Consider the following 18,936-nt stretch of genomic DNA (forward strand, 5'->3'; position numbering starts at 1 on the left):
CAGTCTTCGTGCTGGTAGGGTTGTTTGTCAGGTCAATCAGTTATTCGGTTCGACCGTGAAGGGAATCTCTACCCTTTGCAGCTTCGCCCGATCCATCGCCTGCTGGGTCAGGGTCTTCATCAGCGTTTTCATCTCGGTGTTGATCGCCTCCAGCTCGGCGGCATAAGCCTCGTCTGTCATGACCTCTCCCGGAGCAATCGCGCTTTCCGGTTTACCCAACTCTGCGGCGAGGACCCGCAGCTCTTCTTTGAGAGCTGCCTTGGCCTCGACCGATAGATTCGGTTCGGTCGCGCGCTTATCAAGCGCCATGTAAAACTCCGTCGTCGCATCGATTCGTCGCCTGAAGACTTTGAAGGCGCTTCGATTCAAACGCTGGATGAAAGTCTCCCAGAACGGCTGTTCGATGATCGAATCACGCAACAAGTCGCCGGCTTCCAGAGCCAGTACCCGCTGATAGGCACTTTCGATCATCTCGGGGGTGACACCTGTGTGCGTGCGAAATTGCAAGTCACGGGATTGCCAGGGCAGATCCAGTCGTTCGGCCAGGTCCGTCATGTAGGCCAGGTGCACCTCGACTTCATCGATGCTCCCCGAGACTCGGCCTTCGGCATCGACAACCCTGAATTGCTCACCGTTCTGCAGTCGCTCGGCGACCTCCTTGTGGGCAATCCGGCTCAACTCATCCAGTCGGGATTTGCCTCTGGCCAACTGCACCAGTTCCGCCTCCACCAGAGCCGGATTGCCCAGTGCATAGGCCTCGTGGATCAGCACCTCCACCCCCATCGCGTTGAACAGCTGTGCCCCGGCATCGACACAAAGGGTGACCTCATCCCTGCCCATGACAAAAAGATTGCGCCGCAGCTCGCTGTCCCTGGACATCGCTTCCAGCATTCTCCAGACCTTGCTCGTCATGTCCTTCCTGAACGCGAGGTCATGCTTGAAATGGCTGGACTGGGTCAGTTGCCTGATCTTGTTGAAAAAAGGTACTGAGCCGAACTCATCCTCAACGCTGTTCCAAACATCCTGTTTGGCCACCCACTCAGGTCGCGTCAAGCCTTCCTCCCACTCGAGACTGTCACGTACGCCGCGAGGCGGATACGGACGATCGGGGTCCAGACCGACGGACCGGATATAGCCTCTGAGCGTTTCCAGGTTGTCGGCCGACAACCACGGCGGGTCGCGATTCAATACCGTGCGCGCCAACAGCTCCGCGGAGGCTGAGCCGGGCGTAACCTGCGGGATAACGGTCAGTTCGTTGCGCTGCAGGTTCAGGTAAAAATGCCGGAACCTGGGTTGAGCGAACAGCCCGTCCGGCCAGGTATCAATCCCGGTGTCACCCAGCATCAGGGTATGCAGCATGCGCATCCCACCGATATCGGGCACTCTCCCCAACGGGTTTCCTTGCAGATCCAGACTTTTCAGCCGGGAGAGCCATCTCAAATAGGTAGCTCCCTGGGCATCCAGCACAATTCGGTTATCGCCGAGGTTCAGTTCGGTCAGCCCACGCATTCGCCCCACCGCACGAGGAAATTGCGTGAGCTGGTTACCGGTGAGATTCAGCGAACGGAGTTTCGGAAAATGAACCAGAAACGTGACGTGGGCATCGTTCATTCCAGTGCCCAGCAAGTTCAGGCTGGTGACGTGCTGAAAATCGGCTTCCAACAGAGGCATGCTTCCCAAGTGTCGCCCCAGGGGAACGTTTCTGAAATCAAGCGCTGTCCCGTACATATTTCCCAAAGGGTCCACATCCCTGGGCCCGGTGTGCTGCCAGCACTGGCGAATGGTTGTGTAGATCGAGTTTCGGGTCTGCCATTCGGCAATGCCGGCAGGGCTGTACCTGAACGCTTCGGTGGGTAAATTGAGCCAGTGCCGGAAATTGGCATTGAGACGATCGAACTCCGCCTCCAATGCGCTTGCCCGCTGTTCCGGAGTAACGTCGTCGCCCCCGCCGTCCAGGTAAGCCTGGGCCTCGGTTTCCGTCCACCCGGGGCGCACACTCCTGACCCGCTCCTGCGGCGTCACTCGGCCGGTCAGTTGTCGAATGCCCTGGGGGGCAAACATGCCACCGCGCAACTTCATCGTTTCGGGATCGTAGGCGGGCTTGCGCAGAGGGTTGTCCGCCAGCATCGGACGCAGCTTGTCACGCGCCAACGGGGCATTTTGAACACTGCGTTTGAGGTTCGCGCCTTGATAGATCTCGTACCCCAGCGCTTTGCGTTCGGCGTCGGGCAGAGCGTGCAAGACGGATGAAAAAAGATCGTCGGCACCCCGCAGATGGTTATCCTCGGCATCCCGCGCTTCATAGCCCTCGTCCGTGCTGACCAGCACTTTGCGCGTACGTGCGTTCTCCGGGCCAATGCTGTCGCGCAGGTGCCCGGTGAACGAATGTTCGCGAACTTCAATGCGCACGTCGCCCGGCCAGTTCGGCAAGGTTTCCAGGGTGTGCAGCGCCAGCCGTTCCGTATCCGGAGCGTGCATCGAGTCAAGGAACAGCCCTTCATAGGCGCGCGCCAAACGTACTTCCAGCAAGGCCGCCCGCACCTGTTGCCGCAGATGCAAGGCAATGCGCTTTTGTTCGGCCAGTGCTCGCAAATCCGCCGGAGCAGCGGCGGCCAGCAGTTCCTCGGCCACGCCGTCGGGCAATTGTGCAAAAGCATCCTGAAGCACCCGCACATTGGCATTGTCTGATGGCGACAGACCGCTCTGTGGCAGCTTCCCCGTGTCCGACCACGTCTTGAACCGTTCGATCGTGTCGACCAGCAACGCCGGCGGTGCTTCGTTTTCGACATGCAGCCGACGCAGCACATCTGCTTCGACGCCACTGGCGATCCGGATCTGCTCAAGCGTTGCATCGTCGAACGTTTCTACCCTCGCCCCCAACCGCCGCATGAGCTCGGTCGAGGTCCATTCGACAGGGCGGTCGAGCTCGGTATGCCAGGTGCCTGCGCCATTGTGTTCAAGCTTCGGTTGGTAGGCCATCGCTCGATCCGGATGGAGAATCCGCGGTTGCCCCGTGAGTGGATCGTCTTGCACCGCAAAGTATTTACCGCCGATCGACAGGAATTCCTGATCGTTGTGCAGATACAGGCCTCGCTCGTTTGGCTTCGTACCCGGACTCAGACTGACTTGATGTTCATACGGACTCAGGTCCGGATTCCAGAGACGGGTCTTGCCGTCAGCGAGCACCACCGGCTTCAGCTGATCGACAAAAGATGAAGGCCGGACCGCTGGCGCTGCGCCCGTGGGTAAAACATGCCCTGCCGCCATGATTGCCAACTGGGCAGCATTGATCAGGACACCGCACAGAAGCGCCGACGCTTCTTCCTTGTCTCCCTTGCTCCAGTCCTCAATGCCCTCCATGGTTTCGAGCAGCATTTGCCCGACCATCACGCCCAACATGGCCTCCCCCAGGCCAGGCACCAGCATTGCGCCGAAGTTGAACACATTCCAGCCGATGTTCGCGTAACTCCTCAGCCGCGCCCAGCGGGCATTGGCATCTTCATCGCCAGTGGGCACGGCGATATGTCGCGCATCGGCGATGGCCTTGTCGCGCCGCCATCGACTGAACTGAGGCCAGAGCGCGCCTTCGATCACATGGGTGATCGGTTCTGCGTCGGGGTTTTCCACTGCGGTTTCCCGCCACCATGGCCCCATGTTCAACGGCTCCCGCTGCTGCCAGGTGAAGGTGCTGAAGCGCTCCCTGACGCGAGCGAAAAACCTGCCCTGGTCTTTTTGCGGTACGAACCGACTGAAGAACTGCTGATAGTCCGACGAGCGCAACTGGCTCGTCAGCGCCTTCATGAAGTCGGTGAAGGACGAATATTCCTTCAAGGGATGTTCAGGGTCGTCAGGGACGTAGGCGATCAAGGTGCCATCGAGCCGGCTCTGCGTGAAAATATCGTTCCTGCCCAGCACCTCGTCGACCACACCACTTGGCCCGTTGGCAAAAAAGGCCTTGAGCAGTTTGAATTGATCAAACTCCTGCCCGGGTAAAATGGCCAGTTTGCGCGACCACTCCATCATTGTTCGTTGGTCCGCCGGAACCAGGCTGTTGTAGATTCGCTTTACTCGTGTCGGATCAGCCACTGCACTGAACAACACGATACCCGACAGCTTCACGCCCAAAAGAGTCAGCCGATGAGACTGTAACGGGCGATTGCCCATCGTGACGTTTGTCTGGTTGTCTCGCAGTTGCTGCAACTTGCCATATGCATAAGAAGTGATATCACTCTTCAAATAGGCAATCAGCGCTGACTCATTGAACGCGGCCTTTTCGGTCCCGATGAAGTGCTGCTCAAGCGAGGCCTTGGCATCAACCGCCGAAGGGGCCAGCAACCCTTTGATGTGCCGCTGATATTGCGCACCGAGATCCAGATCCCTGCAAAGGCTCGCAAAACTTTCGATGGTCAATGAATGGCGCGTCAGGGCTCCTTCGGCGTCGGTAATGAAAATGCCGGAGCCATCACGAAAGGCGCCAGCACGGGTTTCAGAGTCCTCGAAGTTATGGAGGGCGGCCTCCAGCAGAGTTGACTGCCTGAGCCGACTGGCATTGGTGTCGACGCCAAAACCCAAAAGGGCCGGAATATAAAGCCGTACCGATGTCGCATGAACATCCAGATCCAGGTTCAGTTTTTCTTTCAGGGCCTGAACAAGCAAGGGTTCGGCGAACTTATTGATGTCCTTTTGCAAATCGCCCAGTGTGTCATCCAGGCTGTCTTGCAACCGCCAGCGCTCACTGATGAGTTCGTTGAGATACTGACGGTTGATAGCGCTCGCCTTGATGTACCACTCGGGAACGTCCGGTTTCATATCAGTCGTTGATACAAAACTTGATACAGATGGTTTCTTTATGAATGCGGGAACTTTGGTTGCAAGATAATTCAAATAAACATTGGCGCCAGCTGTCATCTCTTGAGAAATGTTGGAAACGCCCCCTTCTGACAATTCATTCATTGCGCATGTATCCCTATGCATTTGAGAAGAACGCCAAGCTTATTCAATACCTGCAAAAACAAAAGATTAAATAACTGTTGGAAAATAGCGATAAAACAAACAACACCTTCCAACTTAAGAATCTAAAAAACAAATAAGTACCACCTGCACGACCTGCAAGCATGATCCGGCGTGTCAGCGGTAGTTTTTACCGATCTACAAAGAGGCTAAGATGCCCAGACTCTCCAGGCAGGTAACGGCCATGCGCTTATCCGAATTCATCAGGCAACACGTGGACCGTATCGTCGATGAATGGGAACAGTTCGCCAGAACGATCACCCCGGCGGCCGAGTGCATGGATCGAGCAGCCTTGCGCGATCACGCCAAGGCCATTCTGCTGGCGGCAGCGCGGGACATGAGCACCGCGCAAACCGCCAGCGAACAGCTCGCCAAGGCCAAGGGCGAAGGCCCGGAGAAAACCCCAAGCCTGGATGAAGCGGGTGCCAGCCATGGCGAACTGCGGCATACCGTGGGCTTCGACCTGGTGCAAATGACCAGCGAGTTCCGCCATTTGCGGGCCTGTGTGATTCGGTTGTGGGTCGACAGCCTGGAGTCACCGGACCTGACCTATTTCCAGGACATGATCCGTTTCAACGAAGCCATCGATGAAGCCCTCGCCGAATCCACCGCCGCCTATGCCGAACAGGTCAACCATTCGCGGGATCTGTTTCTGGCGATACTCGGGCATGACCTGCGAGCGCCATTGCAGGCAGTAAGCATGTCCACCGAGTTACTGCTGCGTAAAGCAACGCTTGAAGGCGATGCGCTGACCTGTGCAAACAATATCAAGGATGGCGCGCGGCACATGGCGGTGATGGTCAGCGATTTGCTGGAACTGGTGCGCAGTCGCCTGGGCAAGCGCCTGCCGATCGAACCGGCGCCCATGGACCTGGCCGAGGCGGCGCGCGAAGCGATTGCCCAAGCCTGCGCTGCTCATCCGCAATGCGATCCGACACTGAGCGTCGAAGGCGATACCCGGGGTGTATGGGATGGCCGAAGGCTCGCTCAAATGCTGCAGAACCTGATCGGCAATGCCTTGCAGCACGGTTCGAACCACAGCGTGATCAAACTGACCCTCAGGGGCGAAGCGGACAGCGTTCGGCTCACCGTGCACAACGACGGCATCCCGATTCCGCCCGAGGTCATCGGCACAATCTTCGATCCACTGGTACGCAGTGCCGACGAAGAACTCGGCGGGCCGAGCACCAGTCTCGGTCTGGGACTGTTCATCGTCAAGGAAGTGGTTGATGCCCATCAAGGGACGATCGAGGTCAGTTCCAGCGCCGAACAGGGCACACTGTTTAGCGTGGTGTTGCCCAGGAAGGTGTAACTCCTTGGGACCGCTGTGGCGAGGGGGCTTGCCCCCGTTCGGCTGCGCAGCAGTCGTAAAATCGACGCATGCGGTCAGTCTGAAAAACCGCGATGACCGGATTTGGGGTCGCTACGCAACCCAACGGGGGCAAGCCCCCTCGCCACAGGTTTAGTGTTTACAGCTATTCGATCACCAAGCGCCCCAACCGCTGCTTGAGCATGCGGTTCTCGGCCCGCAGTTGCTGGACCTCGTCAAGCAGGTCCAGCGCCAGGGCGACACCTTCCCATTCCAGCTCCAGGTCGCGCCGCAGCTTGGCGGCGCGCTTGGCCAAAACCAGTTCGTAGTCGGTGAAACGCCAATCCTTGGGCTCTGTACCCTGTGGTTCGAGGATGCCGTGTTCGACGATCTCGATCACATGCACGTCCGACAACTCGGTCGCCTCACAGAATTCTGCCAGGTCCAATAGAACGATCACGGGGTCGCTCATGATTGGGCTCCTCCTTATCTCGGAATCAAAAATTCTCTCGCGGATCGAAAGCGGCTTTTTTCGCCAACTCCTCCCACAACGCCTTGACGTCATGGTCGAGTTTTTTCGGCATCACCGCCTTGAGCTGCACGAACAGGTAACCACGGTGCCCGGCCTTGTGCATCAGGCCGTGACCCTTGGCGCGCATGCGCTGGCCATTCTGGCTGCCGGCCGGAACCTTGAGGTTGATCTTGCCGGTCAGGGTCGGCACCGCGACTTCGGTCCCCAGTGCCAGTTCCCACGGCGCCAGTGGCAAGGTGATGATCAGGTTCTCGCCTTCGACATCGAATTTGGGGTGTGGCGCAAAACGAATGGTCAGGTACAGGTCGCCATTGGCCCCGCCACCGATGCCCGGAGCACCCTGCCCCTTGAGGCGGATGCGCTCGCCGTCGGTCACGCCGGCGGGGATCTTCACGTTCAAGCTTTTGCTGGTGTTGCTGACATGCTGGCCGGCAGCGTTGTACTGCGGCACCTGGAAGCTGACCTTCTTCGATTCGGTCGAGAGGGTTTCTTCCAGAAAAACCGGTAATTCCATTTCCACGTCTTGCCCTCGACGACCGGCGCTATGGCCCGACCGTCCACCACCACCGAAACCCGAACCACGGTTGCCGAAGATCGAACTGAAGAAGTCCGAGAAATCGCCCGTGTCCTGACCACCGCCACCGAAACCACCACGACTCTGCCAACCCGGCGGGCCCTGGAACGGCTGGCCATGGTGACCGTATTTGCGCAAGTCGTCGTATTCGGCGCGCTTGTCGGCGCTTTTCAGCGCTTCATAGGCTTCCGACGCATCCTTGAACTTGGCCTCGGCGTCCTTTTCCTTGCTGACATCGGGGTGGTATTTGCGCGCCAGCTTCCGATAGGCGGCCTTGATCGCCTTATCGTCCGCGGTCGGCTCCACGCCGAGAATCTTGTAATAGTCTTTGAAGTCCATCGAGGGAATCACCATCCATTATCGAAATCGCGCCACTCGGTACAGCATGCTCTGGTTTACAGCGTCTTGATTGATCAATCTCAATTTTGTGACCGGGCAGCGCATCAGTAGTTTATCGGCAGCCAGGCGCAGTTCTTGCTGTCGCCCAAGGATTGCCAAACCTATGCAGGGAAGTTTGGGGGTGATGGCGCATCTTTCAAGCGTAGATCAATGTGATTTAACAGATAGTCGGCCTTCGAATCTGCGCCGCACTGACATACACTGCGCGGCCGTTTTTTAACCGGAACTTGAAAGACATGAAAAACGCATCTCCAGCCCGTGCCTGCGGTATCGACTTCGGCACGTCCAACTCCACCGTCGGCTGGCTGCGCCCCGGCATGGAAACGCTGATCGCGCTGGAGGACGACAAGATAACCCTGCCCTCGGTGGTCTTCTTCAATATGGAAGAACGCCGCCCGGTGTACGGCCGGCTGGCGCTGCACGAGTACCTGGAAGGTTACGAGGGCCGCTTGATGCGCTCGCTCAAGAGCCTGCTGGGCTCCAAGCTGATCAAGCACGACACCAGCGTCCTCGGCACGGCGATGCCGTTCAAGGACCTGCTCGGGCTGTTCATCGGCCAGTTGAAAAAGCGCGCCGAAGCCGCTGCCGGTCGGGAGTTCGAGGAAGTGGTGCTGGGCCGTCCGGTGTTTTTCGTCGATGACGATGAACTGGCCGACCAGGAAGCCGAGAACACCCTGGTGGACGTAGCCCGCGCCATTGGTTTCAAGGACGTCTCGTTCCAGTACGAGCCGATTGCAGCGGCGTTCGACTATGAATCCACCATCGAAAAGGAAGAGCTGGTACTGATTGTCGACATCGGCGGTGGTACGTCGGACTTCTCGCTGGTGCGCCTGTCCCCTGAGCGACGCGGGCACGACAACCGTCACGACGACATCCTCGCCACCGGCGGCGTGCACATCGGCGGGACCGATTTCGACAAACAGCTGAGCCTGCAAGGCCTGATGCCGCTGTTCGGCTACGGCAGCCGTATGAAGAGCGGCGCCTACATGCCCACCAGCCATCACATGAACCTGGCGACCTGGCACACCATCAACTCGGTGTACTCGCAGAAATCGACCCTGGCCCTGGGCAGCATGCGCTACGACATCGAAGACACCGGCGGCATCGATCGCCTGTTCAAGCTGATCGACCAGCGCGCCGGGCACTGGCTGGCGATGGAAGTGGAAGAGACCAAGATCCAGCTGACCCACGCCGACAGCCGTCATGTGCCGCTGGACCGCATCGAGCCCGGTTTGAGTGTGGAACTGACTCGTGCGCTGTTCGAATCAGCCATCGACAACTTGCTGGAGCGGGTGCGCAACAGCGTGACCCAATTGCTGAACGACGCGAATGTGCGGGTCGATCAGGTAGATACGGTGTTCTTCACTGGCGGTTCGAGCGGGATTCCGGCGCTGCGCAACAGCGTCTCGGCAATGTTGCCGAAGGCGCAGCATGTGGAAGGCAACATCTTCGGCAGCATCGGCAGCGGGTTGGCGATCGAGGCGGCCAAGCGTTACGGCCCGATGGATTGACCTGAAACCCTGTGGCGAGGGAGCTTGCTCCCGTTGGACTGCGCAGCAGTCCCTTCTTTTGGAGATAAGGGGGGCCGCTTCGCGCCCCAACGGGAGCAAGCTCCCTCGCCACAATTAGATCAACACGGGATCAAACCATCCCCACCTGCTTCAACTCACTCTTCAGGTACGCGTAATAAATCGGCCCCGCCACCACCCCCGGCAGGCCGAACGCGGCTTCGAACACCAGCATCGCCAGCAGCAACTCCCACGACTTGGCGCTGATCTGCCCGCCTACAATGCGCGCGTTGAGAAAGTATTCGAGCTTGTGGATAAAAATCAGATACCCCAATGCCGCCACCGCCACCCAGATCGACAGTGACAGGCCGACGATGGTGATCAAGGTGTTCGACATCAGGTTGCCGATCACCGGCAACAAGCCGAGCAGGAAGGTCAGCACGATCAGGGTTTTGGTCAGCGGCAGCTTGATCCCGAACATCGGCAGGACCACCGCGAGGAAAATCCCGGTGAAGAAGGTGTTGAGCAGGGAAATCTTGATCTGCGCGAAGACGATATTGCGAAACGCCTGGACCAACAGGTGCAAGCGGTCGAACAGCGCCGCGGCCAAGGGCTTGCGCTTGGTCAGGTCCGGCACGCGCTGCAAGGCGATGATCGCCCCCAGTACCATGCCGATCAGCAGCGTCACGAACATGTGCGCCGCGTCCTTGCCCACCAGTTGCAAGTCGCTGAGGTGCTTGCTCATCCACTCGCCGATGGCCACTCGGAATTCGGCGGCACTGGCCGGCAAATAAGCGTCGATGAACGGCGGCAGCTGCCCGCGTGCGCGGTCGACCACGCCCATGAATTTATCGAGGGAAGCACCGGGGTTTTCCGCCTCGTGCAGCAGAAAACTGATCGCACCGGCAAAGATCAGCGCCAGCACACTGACCACCAAAGTCCCCAGTAACGCCACCGCCAGCCAGCGCGCACGGCGGCCCTCGATCAGCCGTTGCAATTGCGGCGTAAGCATGTTGACCAGTTCGAACACCAACAACCCGGCCAGCAGGCTGGGCAGCAATCGCAGAGGGATCACCAGCAGCAAACCGCCAAAAATAATGACCCAACTGATGAGCAACAAGACCTGACGCTGAGAAAACGCTGACATACAGCCTCAAAACGAACGACGTGAAAGGATTGGCAGTCTGCCAGCGTTCCGGCGCCGAAGCGAGCAAACACGAACCTTGGGAGCAAGCCTGCTCGCGATAGCATCAACGCGCTTCTGCGTGATACCGAGTCGCCTGCATCATCGGATCGCCGTCCGGAGCAGGCTCGCCCCCACACTGCTTATTTTTTCTTCAGGCACTCACTCATGAACGCTTTGCGCGCATCGCCCTTGAGGCCCTTGGTAGTGGCATCGGCGTTACAGGTTTTCATCTTTTCTTGTTGAGGTGTCATGGGCTTGGCGGCATCGGCGGCCGGCGCGGCTTTGAGGCAGGTACTCATGAAGGCTTTGCGCTCATCGCCCTTGAGGCTCTTGGCGGTAGCTTCGGCATTGCAGGTAGTCATTTTGTTCTGTTGGGCAGTGGCAGCAAAACCCTGGGAGCAGAGCAGCAGACCGATCATCAACAACGGGGCACGCAACATCTTCATGGAGTTTTCTCCTTGTTACCGCACCGATGGGTACGGCCTCGCTCTGGAGTGTAGACAAAGCCTGTTACACGTTCACCTGCTATCAAGGTGGCTGCGTCGATACTGTTCCGGCGTGCACCCGGCCTGGCGCTGAAACATCGCGATAAACGCCGAGCCGGTGCTGTAACCCATGTCGAAGGCGATTTCCTGAATGCTGCGGTGGCTGTCCAGCGCTTCGATCGCCGCCAGAAACCGCAACCGTTGCCGCCATTCACCGAAACTCATGCCCAACTCGCGCACAAACTGCCGGGCCAACGTGCGTTCGCTGACGTGAACCTGCCCGGCCCAATACGCCAACGGCCGGTTATCCCCAGGTTCGGCCTGCAAGGCTTCCAGAATGCCAAGTAACCCGGGACTGCTGGCGTAGGGCAAATAGCACTCATGCATGGGCGCCTGTTGCAGTTGGTCTACCAGCACTTGAGCCAGACGCTGGTCCGCGTCGTGCTCGGGAATTTTCACATCGCGGGCGGCGAAGTCTTTCAGGATCGCCTTGAGGATGTCGCTGATCGCCAGGGTGCAGGCCTGTTGCGGCAGATCGCGGCACAGCGTCGGCGCGAGGCAGACCGCGCGATAGTTGATCGGCTGATGGCTATAGAAACTGTGTTCGGTCCCGGGCGGCACCCACACCGCGTACTGCGGTGGCGACATGAAACGGCTGCCATCGACTTCCATGTGCAACACGCCATGGGCCGCGTACTCCAGCGTGCCCCACGGATGCCGGTGAGGTGCGGCGTATTCGTGGGCGTTGAAGTCGGCATAGCGGAAATACACCGCCGACGGCAGTTCGCTGAAATCCAGCAGGTCGATGTGTTTACTGTTCATGCTGTCCGGAATCAGGGGCAGATTGTCTGGATCGCAGTATAGGCTTGCATCCAGACAGACGGATAATTGCCCCTCATTAACGTTCTGGCTTTTTCCCGATGCAATACGCTTATCCCCTGCTGGCCATCTTCATTTGGGCTGGCAACACCGTGATCAACAAACTCGCGGTGGGCGCAATCTTCCCCGCCGAAATCGGCTTCTACCGCTGGCTGCTGGCCGGGATTCTGTTCACGCCTTTCATGCTTAAGCCGGTGATCGCCCATTGGCCGGTCATACGCCCAAACCTGGGGAGGATCTTCATCCTCGGCGTACTCGGCATGGCGGTTTATCAGAGCCTGGCCTATTTCGCTGCAACACTGACGTCGGCCACCAACATGGGGATCATTCTGTCGCTGATGCCGTTGATGTCGCTGGCCATGGCGATAGTCAGCCTCGGCCAACGCCTGACCGCCGGAGCCCTGGCCGGTGCGGTATTGTCGTTTGCCGGTGTTCTGGTGGTGGTGTCGTCCGGCAGCCTTGGCGCGTTGCTGGAGCACGGGGTGAACCTGGGCGACGCGATGATGCTGATCGCCACGCTGGCTTATGCGGTTTACAGCACCTTGCTGAAAAAATGGCAGCTGCGCTTGCCGCCGCTGGTGTTGCTGTATTTACAGGTGCTGGTGGCGGTGGTGGTGCTGTTTCCGCTGTTCCTCGCCTCACCGAAAATCGGCCCGACCCTGCATAACATTCCGCTGGTGCTTTACGCCTGTCTGCTGGCCTCGATGCTTGCGCCGCTGGCGTGGATGCAGGCCGTGGTACGCCTGGGCCCGAGCCGGACCACGCTGTTTTTCAACCTGCTGCCGTTGATCACCGCGCTGATTGCGGCGGCGGTGCTGCATGAGCAGTTGGCGCTGTATCACCTGGTGGGTGGGGTGTTGACGTTGGGTGGGGTGATTCTTTCCGAGCGCTGGACTACCACATTGGGCCGCGCATAACCCTTTGTGGCGAGGGAGCTTGCTCCCGCTCGAGCGCAAAGCATCGCATTCTGGGGGCTGCTTCGCAGCCCAACGGGAGCAAGCTCCCTCGCCACAGGGCTTAAACGCCTGCCGCCTTCAACCGCGCGGCATGCTCGACAAACAACCGCACCGGCTCTGCCCCCTTGCCCACCAGCCCCAGGGATTGGTTGACGATATCGAAGTGATCCATCGGGTATTGATCGCCAATCACCGTCCCGAGATGCGAACTGTAGCGCCCGACCATCCCGTCGCAATGCCCCGCTTCACGCACGAAGGTTCTGGCAAACAACCGGCAACTGCGGTTAGTGCCGTCGAACAGGTTGCACCCGCGATCGGTCTTGCCCGGCTGCAAAGTCCCGGACCAGGAGTAATAGCGCACGCCATTGACCACTTCCGGGCCATGCCCACCCCAGGTGTCAGGCAGCCCCTGTGGATAACGCTGATTGAACAGCGCCACGCCGGCCGTGGTCAGCGATTGATGCGAAGCCGGGATATCCACCGGCAGTCGCGGCCCGCGATAACCGGTTTCCAGCAGGCACATCAACGCGCTGATCAACCACAAAAAAAAGGTGAGCAATCGGCCCCTGGCGCTGTCTGCCGGGTAGTGATCGTGCAGGTAATCCGCCAGCTCCGAACCGTGATTGGGCCCGGCCACCGAGGTCACTGACGCCACCCGGTCCGGGCGTTTTGCCGCAGCATACCGAGCGGTCAGCGAGCCCTGGCTGTGGCCGATCAGGTTGACCTTCTCGGCCCCGGTGTCGCGCAGGATTTCCTCGATTCGTGCCAGCAATTGCTCACCGCGCACCTCGGTTGAGTTGAGCGGCGAGACCTGCACCGCGATCACGGTCGCCCCATCCCGGCGCAACGCCGAAATGATCCCGAACCAATACGGATAGAGCAGCAGACGAATAAACCCGAGCATCCCCGGGACCAGCACCAACGGGTAACGCGTGGCGGAGCCTTGCGACATGGATGAACATCCTTGTGGTCGGTGAGATGAAGCAAGGCTGGATGCAAGGCCTCAGCCAAGCATCGCCACCCAAGATGACAACCCGGTGACCAATCTATGACATCCACCCTACTTCAACCCCACCACGCCCGCCACAATCAGCCCGACCGACACCAGTTTGAGCGCGGTCAGGCTTTCGCCCAGCAGCGCAAAGCCGAGGAACACCGTGCCCAATGAACCGATGGCGGTCCAGATCGGGTAGGCGATGCTCACCGGCAATTCGCGCATGGCCAAGGTCAGGAAATAGATCCCACCCACGGCCGCCACCACGGTGATCACCGAAGGCCAGAGCCGGGTGAAGCCATCGGCGTACTTCATGCCCATGGCGAAGGTGACCTCGAACCCGGCGGCAATCAGCAGGAACAGCCAGGCCATCTAGAACTCCCTGGCCAGCGCCAGCAAACGCTGTTCGGCCTCGGCTACGGAAACCTGGAAGGTGCGCTCGGCGGACTCTTCGCCCTCGGCGGCGACAACCGTGACGTCAGTGATGCCGATGAACCCCAGTGCCGTGCGCAGCAACGGGTCGGCATGGTTCATCGCTTCAAGCTCGCCACCGGGGCCGAAACCAAACCCGCCGCGACTGGTGACGATCAACGCCTTCTTGCCCCGCACCAGCGGTTCGTACTGCGCGATGCCGTTGTCCAGGGTGTGATTGAACGTCAGCCCGAGCCGCACAATCTGGTCGATCCAGGCCTTGAGGCCACTGGGCACGCTGAAGTTGTACATCGGGGTGGAAATCACCAGCAGATCATGGCCGAGCAACTCCCCCACCAACTCATCGCTGAGTGCCAGGTCAGCCTGCATCGACAGCGGTCGCGCTTGAGGCTCCGGATGAAAAGCAGCCGCTACGAAGGCTTCGTTGACGGCCGGGATCAACGCCCGGCCGACTTCACGGCGGGTCAATTGCGACTGCGGGTTACGGACCTGCCAGGCTGAAAGAAACACCTCGGCCAACCGCCGCGAATGAGAGCGTTCGCCACGGGGGCTGGCGTGAATGGCAAGAATTGTGCTCATCTGAATCTCCTTGAGGGCTAAACTGAAACGGCTTGTGGTTGCAGCTTGAAGCGCACAGCCGCCTGCCTTCAAATGAGCAAAAATCAGTCTGGATGAATCTATTTCACCCATGGAGTTTTAAATGTTTGCCTCGTTGCCGTTGACCGCCCTGCGGGCCTTCGAATCCGCCTCGCGCCTGCTGAGTTTCAAGGCTGCCGCCGAAGAGCTGTCCGTGACGCCGACGGCGGTTTCCCACCAGATCCGCTCCCTGGAAAACTGGCTCGGCGTGCCGCTGTTCGAACGACTGCCACGCCAGGTACGCCTGACCGAGTGCGGCGAACGGCTGTTCCGTAGCCTGCATGGCGCCCTGCTGGAGGTGGCGCAAAGCGTCGATACCTTGCGCCCGCAACGCAGCGGCACGAGCCTGACGATCTCCACCACCGCCGCTTTCGCCGCCCTTTGGCTGGTGCCACGGCTGGGACGGTTTTATGCCCGGCATCCGCACATCAGCGTGCGGCTGGACACTCACTGCGAAGTCATCGATTTGCATCAGGACGCCAGCGTCGATCTGGTGCTGCGCTACAGCCAAGACGACTACCCGAACCTGTATGGGTTGTGCCTGTTCGACGAGTCCTTCGGGGTTTATGGCTCGCCTGAACAAGTGGCCCTGGCGACCCGTCGGGTACCCACCCTGATCAGCGTGCAGTGGCATAACTCCAAACTGTATGCCCACGGCTGGGAAGCCTGGTGCGCGCAATCCGGCGAAACCTGGCTGGCCGGACAGCCAGCGGTGCGTGAATACGACGAAGAACATTACGCCCTGCAAGCCGCCATCGCCGGGCAAGGTTTGGTGCTGGCGAGCAATATTCTGGTGTCGGAGAGTGTGGCCAGCGGCTTATTGCTGCCTTACCGGGGTGAGATTCAGGTCGACGGGGCCGGATACAGCGCACTGTGCGTTCCAGGGCGCGAACGGCATCCGCCGGTGCGGGCGTTTTTTGCGTGGTTGCAGGAGGAAGCTCGATTGTCTGGTCTATTGCCAAGATCGAAGCCTGCGGCAGCTCCTGCAGGGTAACGCGTTCCAATGTAGCGGCCGCAGGCTGAGATCTTTTGATCTACCGGGTGGGCTTGACCGTCACCGGCGCCTTGCCCGCCTTCATCTGCTCCAGCAACGGCGCACATTGATTCGGCTCGCCAGCACTCGGCGCGATCAGCGCCAGCAAACCCGCCGCCGGCGCGGCAATCACACCCAACGCCACCATCCCGGCCCCGCGCAGCATCAGCGGCACCGCTTTCACCCCCGCATCCGGCTTGATGAACTTACCCCGCACATACAGTGGCGAACGCAACGAAATCAAGCGCCAGCCCTTGGATTCCGGGCTGATGGTCAGGTCCAGTTGCTCGGTCGCCATGTTCGCCGTGCCATCGATGTAGACAATCGCGTTCTCGGTATCGAAGACGAACAACTGCGTGGTCGCCAGACCGCTCTTGATGTCGAAATTGGCCGCCGCGCAGTTGATCTTCACTTCCTTGTCGCCAAAGATTTTCCCGACCACATAGTTGCCGACATTGAGCCCGGCCAGCTCCATCAACTCACGACTGATGGCGCCATCATTGATCAGCATCTTCAAATTGCCGTCGGCGGTGCCCAGCAGCTTGGCCACCGAGTTGCCACGACCGACAAGGTCGGCATCGCCATTGAGCTCACCGAAACTGGTTTTCATCCGTTCAATGGAGGGGAACAGCTGTTTGAGCTTGAACTTGCGCGCGGTCAGTTTGGCCCGGCCTTCCAATGGCTCAGCGCGCCCGTTCAGACGAACCTGCGCATCCAGATTGCCGCCAGCCACGCCGAAACGCAGGGGCTCGAGACTGAGCACACCATCCGTCAGCACCAAATGGGTGTAGAGGTCGTTGAACGGCAGTTTTTCGCTGTGGACGATGCGCTTGCCAGTGAACTCGACGTCAGCGTCCATATCGCGCCAGCGCTCGGTCTTGAATTCCTCGACCGGCAGTATCTTGTCCGCCGGCTGCTTGCTTTCACCGCCGCGGGCCTTTTGCTTGGCATTGGAGTCGGCGCCGATCAGTGGGGCCAGGTCGGCAAACAACAGTTGATTGGACTCCACCGCCCCGCTGAGCTTGGGCCGCGGTTGACTCGCGACATAAGCCAGGTTGCCATGGATGTCGCTCTCGCCAATCTTGCCGTTGAAGTCCTCATAGCGGTACACCGCCCCGCCCGACTCATGCAACTTGGCGGTCAAATGCCCATCCGTGGCGTACGGCGGGGTATCCGGCAGGGTCACGCCGATCAGCGGATAGAGATTGCCCAGGCTGGCACCGGCCAGTTTCAGGCGCAGATCCAGGGCGCCGAGGTTCAATGGATCGGTGAGCGTGCCGGCCAGTTCGACGCTGGTGTCGGCAATCTGCATTTGCGCATGAAGCGGGAACGGCTTGGCGGCATCCTGTAGGGCCAGCAAACCACCGATTTTGCCTTGGCCAGCCAGATTCTGGCCGTGGTATTGGCCTTTGACCTTCAACGCGAACGCGTAATCCTGCGGCGAACCGCCCTTCTCAAGCGCGGTTTTCGCCGCTTTGTCGCCGACGATGTCACTGAACGGAATCGGCTTGCCCAGCGGATCGATCAGCAAGTCGAGGCGGGTTTTCAGGCTCTGGTCGTCGAGCGTGACATGGCCCTTGTCGAAGCCGATGGCACCGATGTCCAGCACCCAGTTAGAAGGCTCGGCATTCGGGTCCTTGGGGTCGAACTTGAATGTCCAGTTGGCGCGGCCGTCGGCCAGACGCTGCAGGTCGGCATTGGGCTCGGTCAGGTCGATGCGCGGGATCGTCACCCGCTGTGTCAGCAAGGCCAGCGGTGAAATACGCAGCTCGACGCGTTTGAGGGTGGCCATCTGCGGTTGCTTCGACCAGTCCGGGTTGCCCAGGCTCAGGTCTTCGGCCACCACATGCGGCCACGGTACCCAGGCCCGCCAGCCGCCTTCGTCGGGCTCGCGCTGCCAGACCACCGCGAGGTTGCCATTGATGGCGAACGGACGATGCAGCTCTTCGGAGACTTTGGCGTTAAGGGGCGGTTTGATCCGGTTCCAATCGAAGAACGCGATGATCAGCACCAGGACGGCCAGCAGCACAACGAGGCTGGCGGAGGTCCAGGCAAGCATTTTACGAGTGCGCGTCATTGCACAGAGCTCCTGAATACGACTGAGCGCCCTGACAGCGACGCACTGATGAAACGTTAGGCCAGAACCGGCCTGCCATGAAATGTACGACTGGAAAACGGCCCGCAGGTTTAACCCGAAGGCCGATTCGAACGCAAATAGCCGTCTCGCCCCTCCCTTTTTAGCGTTACCGACCCCGCACTTTTGCGAGGCGAAAATGAGTCGAAAATACCCACCTCAGTGCAAAAACGTTCGCCGGAAACGCCCGTTCTAGAGCTGCTCGGCCAAACAATCAATTCCGTTGATTATTACCATTGCGTTTATGAACTTTTATATCGACTTATCGAGAGTAGCATTGACTTCGTACCCACTTTATCGCCCTCCCAAGGAGCAACCCATCATGAAACGCGAATTACTGCTTAGCCTGACCCTCTCAATGTTAGCCAGCACCGCTTTTGCTCTGCCGGCTGCCGATCAGGCCACTCCACAAGTCAAAGACAGCCACTCGGTGTTCAGCCAGACCGTTGCCGATGGTGCCAACGGTAACGAGCGCCTGAAAGAAAAAGGCCTGATCACCCAGGATGGCTCGGATCGCACTCCACAGGGCCAAACCCTGGCGGCTGACGGTACCGACCGTACCCCACAGGGCCAAACCCTGGCTGCTGACGGTACCGACCGTACCCCACAAGGCCAAACTCTGGCGGCTGACGGTACCGATCGCACTCCACAAGGCCAAACCCTGGCCGCTGACGGTACCGATCGCACTCCACAAGGCCAAACCCTGGCCGCTGACGGTACCGATCGCACTCCACAAGGCCAAACCCTTGCTGAAGGTGGTGGTGACCGTGTGATCGAACGCAACAGCGCTGTGAGCTAAGCCCATGGTGGCCTGGAAAAAAAGCCCAATCCCCGGATTGGGCTTTTGACTTTATAGAAGCTGCGTTTTC

The 18,936-nt window shown here is 59.5% G+C and carries 15 protein-coding genes; 5 read left to right on the forward strand and 10 right to left on the reverse strand.

Going from position 1 to position 18,936, the window contains the following annotated elements; translation table 11 throughout:
- Positions 1 to 36: 36 nt before the first annotated feature.
- Positions 37 to 4,953: an NEL-type E3 ubiquitin ligase domain-containing protein gene (locus tag F475_RS28035; RefSeq protein WP_256597259.1), complete on the reverse strand. Its 4,917-nt coding sequence runs from the start codon at positions 4,951 to 4,953 to the stop codon at positions 37 to 39.
- Between the two features lie 241 nt (positions 4,954 to 5,194).
- Between F475_RS28035 and F475_RS28040 the strand changes: the two genes are divergently transcribed.
- A complete protein-coding gene (locus F475_RS28040; protein WP_111455287.1) occupies positions 5,195 to 6,322 on the forward strand; it encodes a sensor histidine kinase KdpD in 1,128 nt (375 codons plus the stop codon).
- A gap of 163 nt (positions 6,323 to 6,485) precedes the next feature.
- Here F475_RS28040 and F475_RS28050 read toward each other — a convergent pair whose 3' ends face one another.
- Together F475_RS28050 and F475_RS28055 are read right to left on the reverse strand one after the other, a co-directional pair.
- On the reverse strand, positions 6,486 to 6,791 hold the full coding sequence (locus F475_RS28050) for a chaperone modulator CbpM (protein WP_018928457.1): 306 nt from the start codon (positions 6,789 to 6,791) through the stop codon (positions 6,486 to 6,488).
- Positions 6,792 to 6,816: 25 nt separating this feature from the next.
- Positions 6,817 to 7,764 carry a DnaJ C-terminal domain-containing protein gene (locus F475_RS28055; protein ID WP_018928458.1) on the reverse strand — a complete coding sequence of 316 codons (948 nt, stop codon included), beginning with the start codon at positions 7,762 to 7,764 and terminating at the stop codon, positions 6,817 to 6,819.
- A gap of 296 nt (positions 7,765 to 8,060) precedes the next feature.
- On the opposite strand from F475_RS28055, the gene F475_RS28060 reads away from it, so the two are divergent.
- Positions 8,061 to 9,335, forward strand: a complete 1,275-nt coding sequence (locus F475_RS28060; RefSeq protein ID WP_018928459.1) for an Hsp70 family protein — start codon at positions 8,061 to 8,063, stop codon at positions 9,333 to 9,335.
- Between the two features lie 130 nt (positions 9,336 to 9,465).
- Here the strand turns inward: F475_RS28060 and F475_RS28070 are convergent, their stop codons facing one another.
- The 3 genes from F475_RS28070 to F475_RS28080 all read right to left on the reverse strand — a co-directional run bounded on the left by F475_RS28070 (position 9,466) and on the right by F475_RS28080 (position 11,825).
- Positions 9,466 to 10,479 (reverse strand): AI-2E family transporter, encoded by a 1,014-nt coding sequence (locus F475_RS28070; protein WP_018928460.1) that lies wholly within the window; start codon positions 10,477 to 10,479, stop codon positions 9,466 to 9,468.
- Positions 10,480 to 10,658: 179 nt separating this feature from the next.
- Positions 10,659 to 10,964, reverse strand: coding sequence for a PsiF family protein (locus F475_RS28075; protein ID WP_064616040.1), 306 nt, complete (start codon positions 10,962 to 10,964; stop codon positions 10,659 to 10,661).
- Positions 10,965 to 11,036: 72 nt separating this feature from the next.
- Positions 11,037 to 11,825: a helix-turn-helix transcriptional regulator gene (locus F475_RS28080; RefSeq protein WP_064616039.1), complete on the reverse strand. Its 789-nt coding sequence runs from the start codon at positions 11,823 to 11,825 to the stop codon at positions 11,037 to 11,039.
- Positions 11,826 to 11,923: 98 nt separating this feature from the next.
- Between F475_RS28080 and F475_RS28085 the strand changes: the two genes are divergently transcribed.
- Entirely contained in the window at positions 11,924 to 12,799 is an 876-nt protein-coding gene (locus F475_RS28085) for a DMT family transporter (protein ID WP_111455288.1), read from the forward strand.
- A 100-nt stretch (positions 12,800 to 12,899) separates the two neighbouring features.
- Here the strand turns inward: F475_RS28085 and F475_RS28090 are convergent, their stop codons facing one another.
- The 3 genes from F475_RS28090 to F475_RS28100 form a co-directional block, all read right to left on the reverse strand.
- Positions 12,900 to 13,790, reverse strand: a complete 891-nt coding sequence (locus tag F475_RS28090) for a triacylglycerol lipase (RefSeq protein ID WP_111455289.1) — start codon at positions 13,788 to 13,790, stop codon at positions 12,900 to 12,902.
- A 108-nt stretch (positions 13,791 to 13,898) separates the two neighbouring features.
- Entirely contained in the window at positions 13,899 to 14,204 is a 306-nt protein-coding gene (locus F475_RS28095; protein WP_064616036.1) for a multidrug efflux SMR transporter, read from the reverse strand.
- Complete coding sequence (locus F475_RS28100; RefSeq protein ID WP_018928465.1) at positions 14,205 to 14,843, reverse strand: FMN-dependent NADH-azoreductase; 639 nt, start codon at positions 14,841 to 14,843, stop codon at positions 14,205 to 14,207.
- A gap of 121 nt (positions 14,844 to 14,964) precedes the next feature.
- Between F475_RS28100 and F475_RS28105 the strand changes: the two genes are divergently transcribed.
- A complete protein-coding gene (locus F475_RS28105; protein ID WP_111455290.1) occupies positions 14,965 to 15,894 on the forward strand; it encodes a LysR substrate-binding domain-containing protein in 930 nt (309 codons plus the stop codon).
- Positions 15,895 to 15,934: 40 nt separating this feature from the next.
- On the opposite strand, the gene F475_RS28110 is transcribed toward F475_RS28105, so the two are convergent.
- Positions 15,935 to 18,010, reverse strand: coding sequence for an AsmA family protein (locus F475_RS28110; RefSeq protein WP_111455291.1), 2,076 nt, complete (start codon positions 18,008 to 18,010; stop codon positions 15,935 to 15,937).
- Between the two features lie 379 nt (positions 18,011 to 18,389).
- Here F475_RS28110 and F475_RS28115 point away from each other — a divergent pair, with 379 nt between their 5' ends.
- Positions 18,390 to 18,866 carry a hypothetical protein gene (locus F475_RS28115; protein ID WP_111455292.1) on the forward strand — a complete coding sequence of 159 codons (477 nt, stop codon included), beginning with the start codon at positions 18,390 to 18,392 and terminating at the stop codon, positions 18,864 to 18,866.
- Positions 18,867 to 18,936: the final 70 nt, after the last annotated feature.

The sequence above is a fragment of the Pseudomonas sp. URMO17WK12:I6 genome (genome assembly GCF_003253625.1).
Lineage (GTDB): Bacteria > Pseudomonadota > Gammaproteobacteria > Pseudomonadales > Pseudomonadaceae > Aquipseudomonas.

Coding starts and splice junctions, on each gene's coding strand:
- F475_RS28110 (WP_111455291.1), bottom strand. CDS start 18,010: ATGACGCGCACTCGTAAAATGCTTGCCTGGACCTCCGCCAGCCTCGTT.
- F475_RS28090 (WP_111455289.1), bottom strand. CDS start 13,790: ATGTCGCAAGGCTCCGCCACGCGTTACCCGTTGGTGCTGGTCCCGGGG.
- F475_RS28055 (WP_018928458.1), bottom strand. CDS start 7,764: ATGGACTTCAAAGACTATTACAAGATTCTCGGCGTGGAGCCGACCGCG.
- F475_RS28035 (WP_256597259.1), bottom strand. CDS start 4,953: ATGAATGAATTGTCAGAAGGGGGCGTTTCCAACATTTCTCAAGAGATG.
- F475_RS28095 (WP_064616036.1), bottom strand. CDS start 14,204: ATGGCCTGGCTGTTCCTGCTGATTGCCGCCGGGTTCGAGGTCACCTTC.
- F475_RS28105 (WP_111455290.1), top strand. CDS start 14,965: ATGTTTGCCTCGTTGCCGTTGACCGCCCTGCGGGCCTTCGAATCCGCC.
- F475_RS28115 (WP_111455292.1), top strand. CDS start 18,390: ATGAAACGCGAATTACTGCTTAGCCTGACCCTCTCAATGTTAGCCAGC.
- F475_RS28080 (WP_064616039.1), bottom strand. CDS start 11,825: ATGAACAGTAAACACATCGACCTGCTGGATTTCAGCGAACTGCCGTCG.
- F475_RS28100 (WP_018928465.1), bottom strand. CDS start 14,843: ATGAGCACAATTCTTGCCATTCACGCCAGCCCCCGTGGCGAACGCTCT.
- F475_RS28050 (WP_018928457.1), bottom strand. CDS start 6,791: ATGAGCGACCCCGTGATCGTTCTATTGGACCTGGCAGAATTCTGTGAG.
- F475_RS28085 (WP_111455288.1), top strand. CDS start 11,924: ATGCAATACGCTTATCCCCTGCTGGCCATCTTCATTTGGGCTGGCAAC.
- F475_RS28060 (WP_018928459.1), top strand. CDS start 8,061: ATGAAAAACGCATCTCCAGCCCGTGCCTGCGGTATCGACTTCGGCACG.
- F475_RS28040 (WP_111455287.1), top strand. CDS start 5,195: ATGCGCTTATCCGAATTCATCAGGCAACACGTGGACCGTATCGTCGAT.
- F475_RS28070 (WP_018928460.1), bottom strand. CDS start 10,479: ATGTCAGCGTTTTCTCAGCGTCAGGTCTTGTTGCTCATCAGTTGGGTC.
- F475_RS28075 (WP_064616040.1), bottom strand. CDS start 10,964: ATGAAGATGTTGCGTGCCCCGTTGTTGATGATCGGTCTGCTGCTCTGC.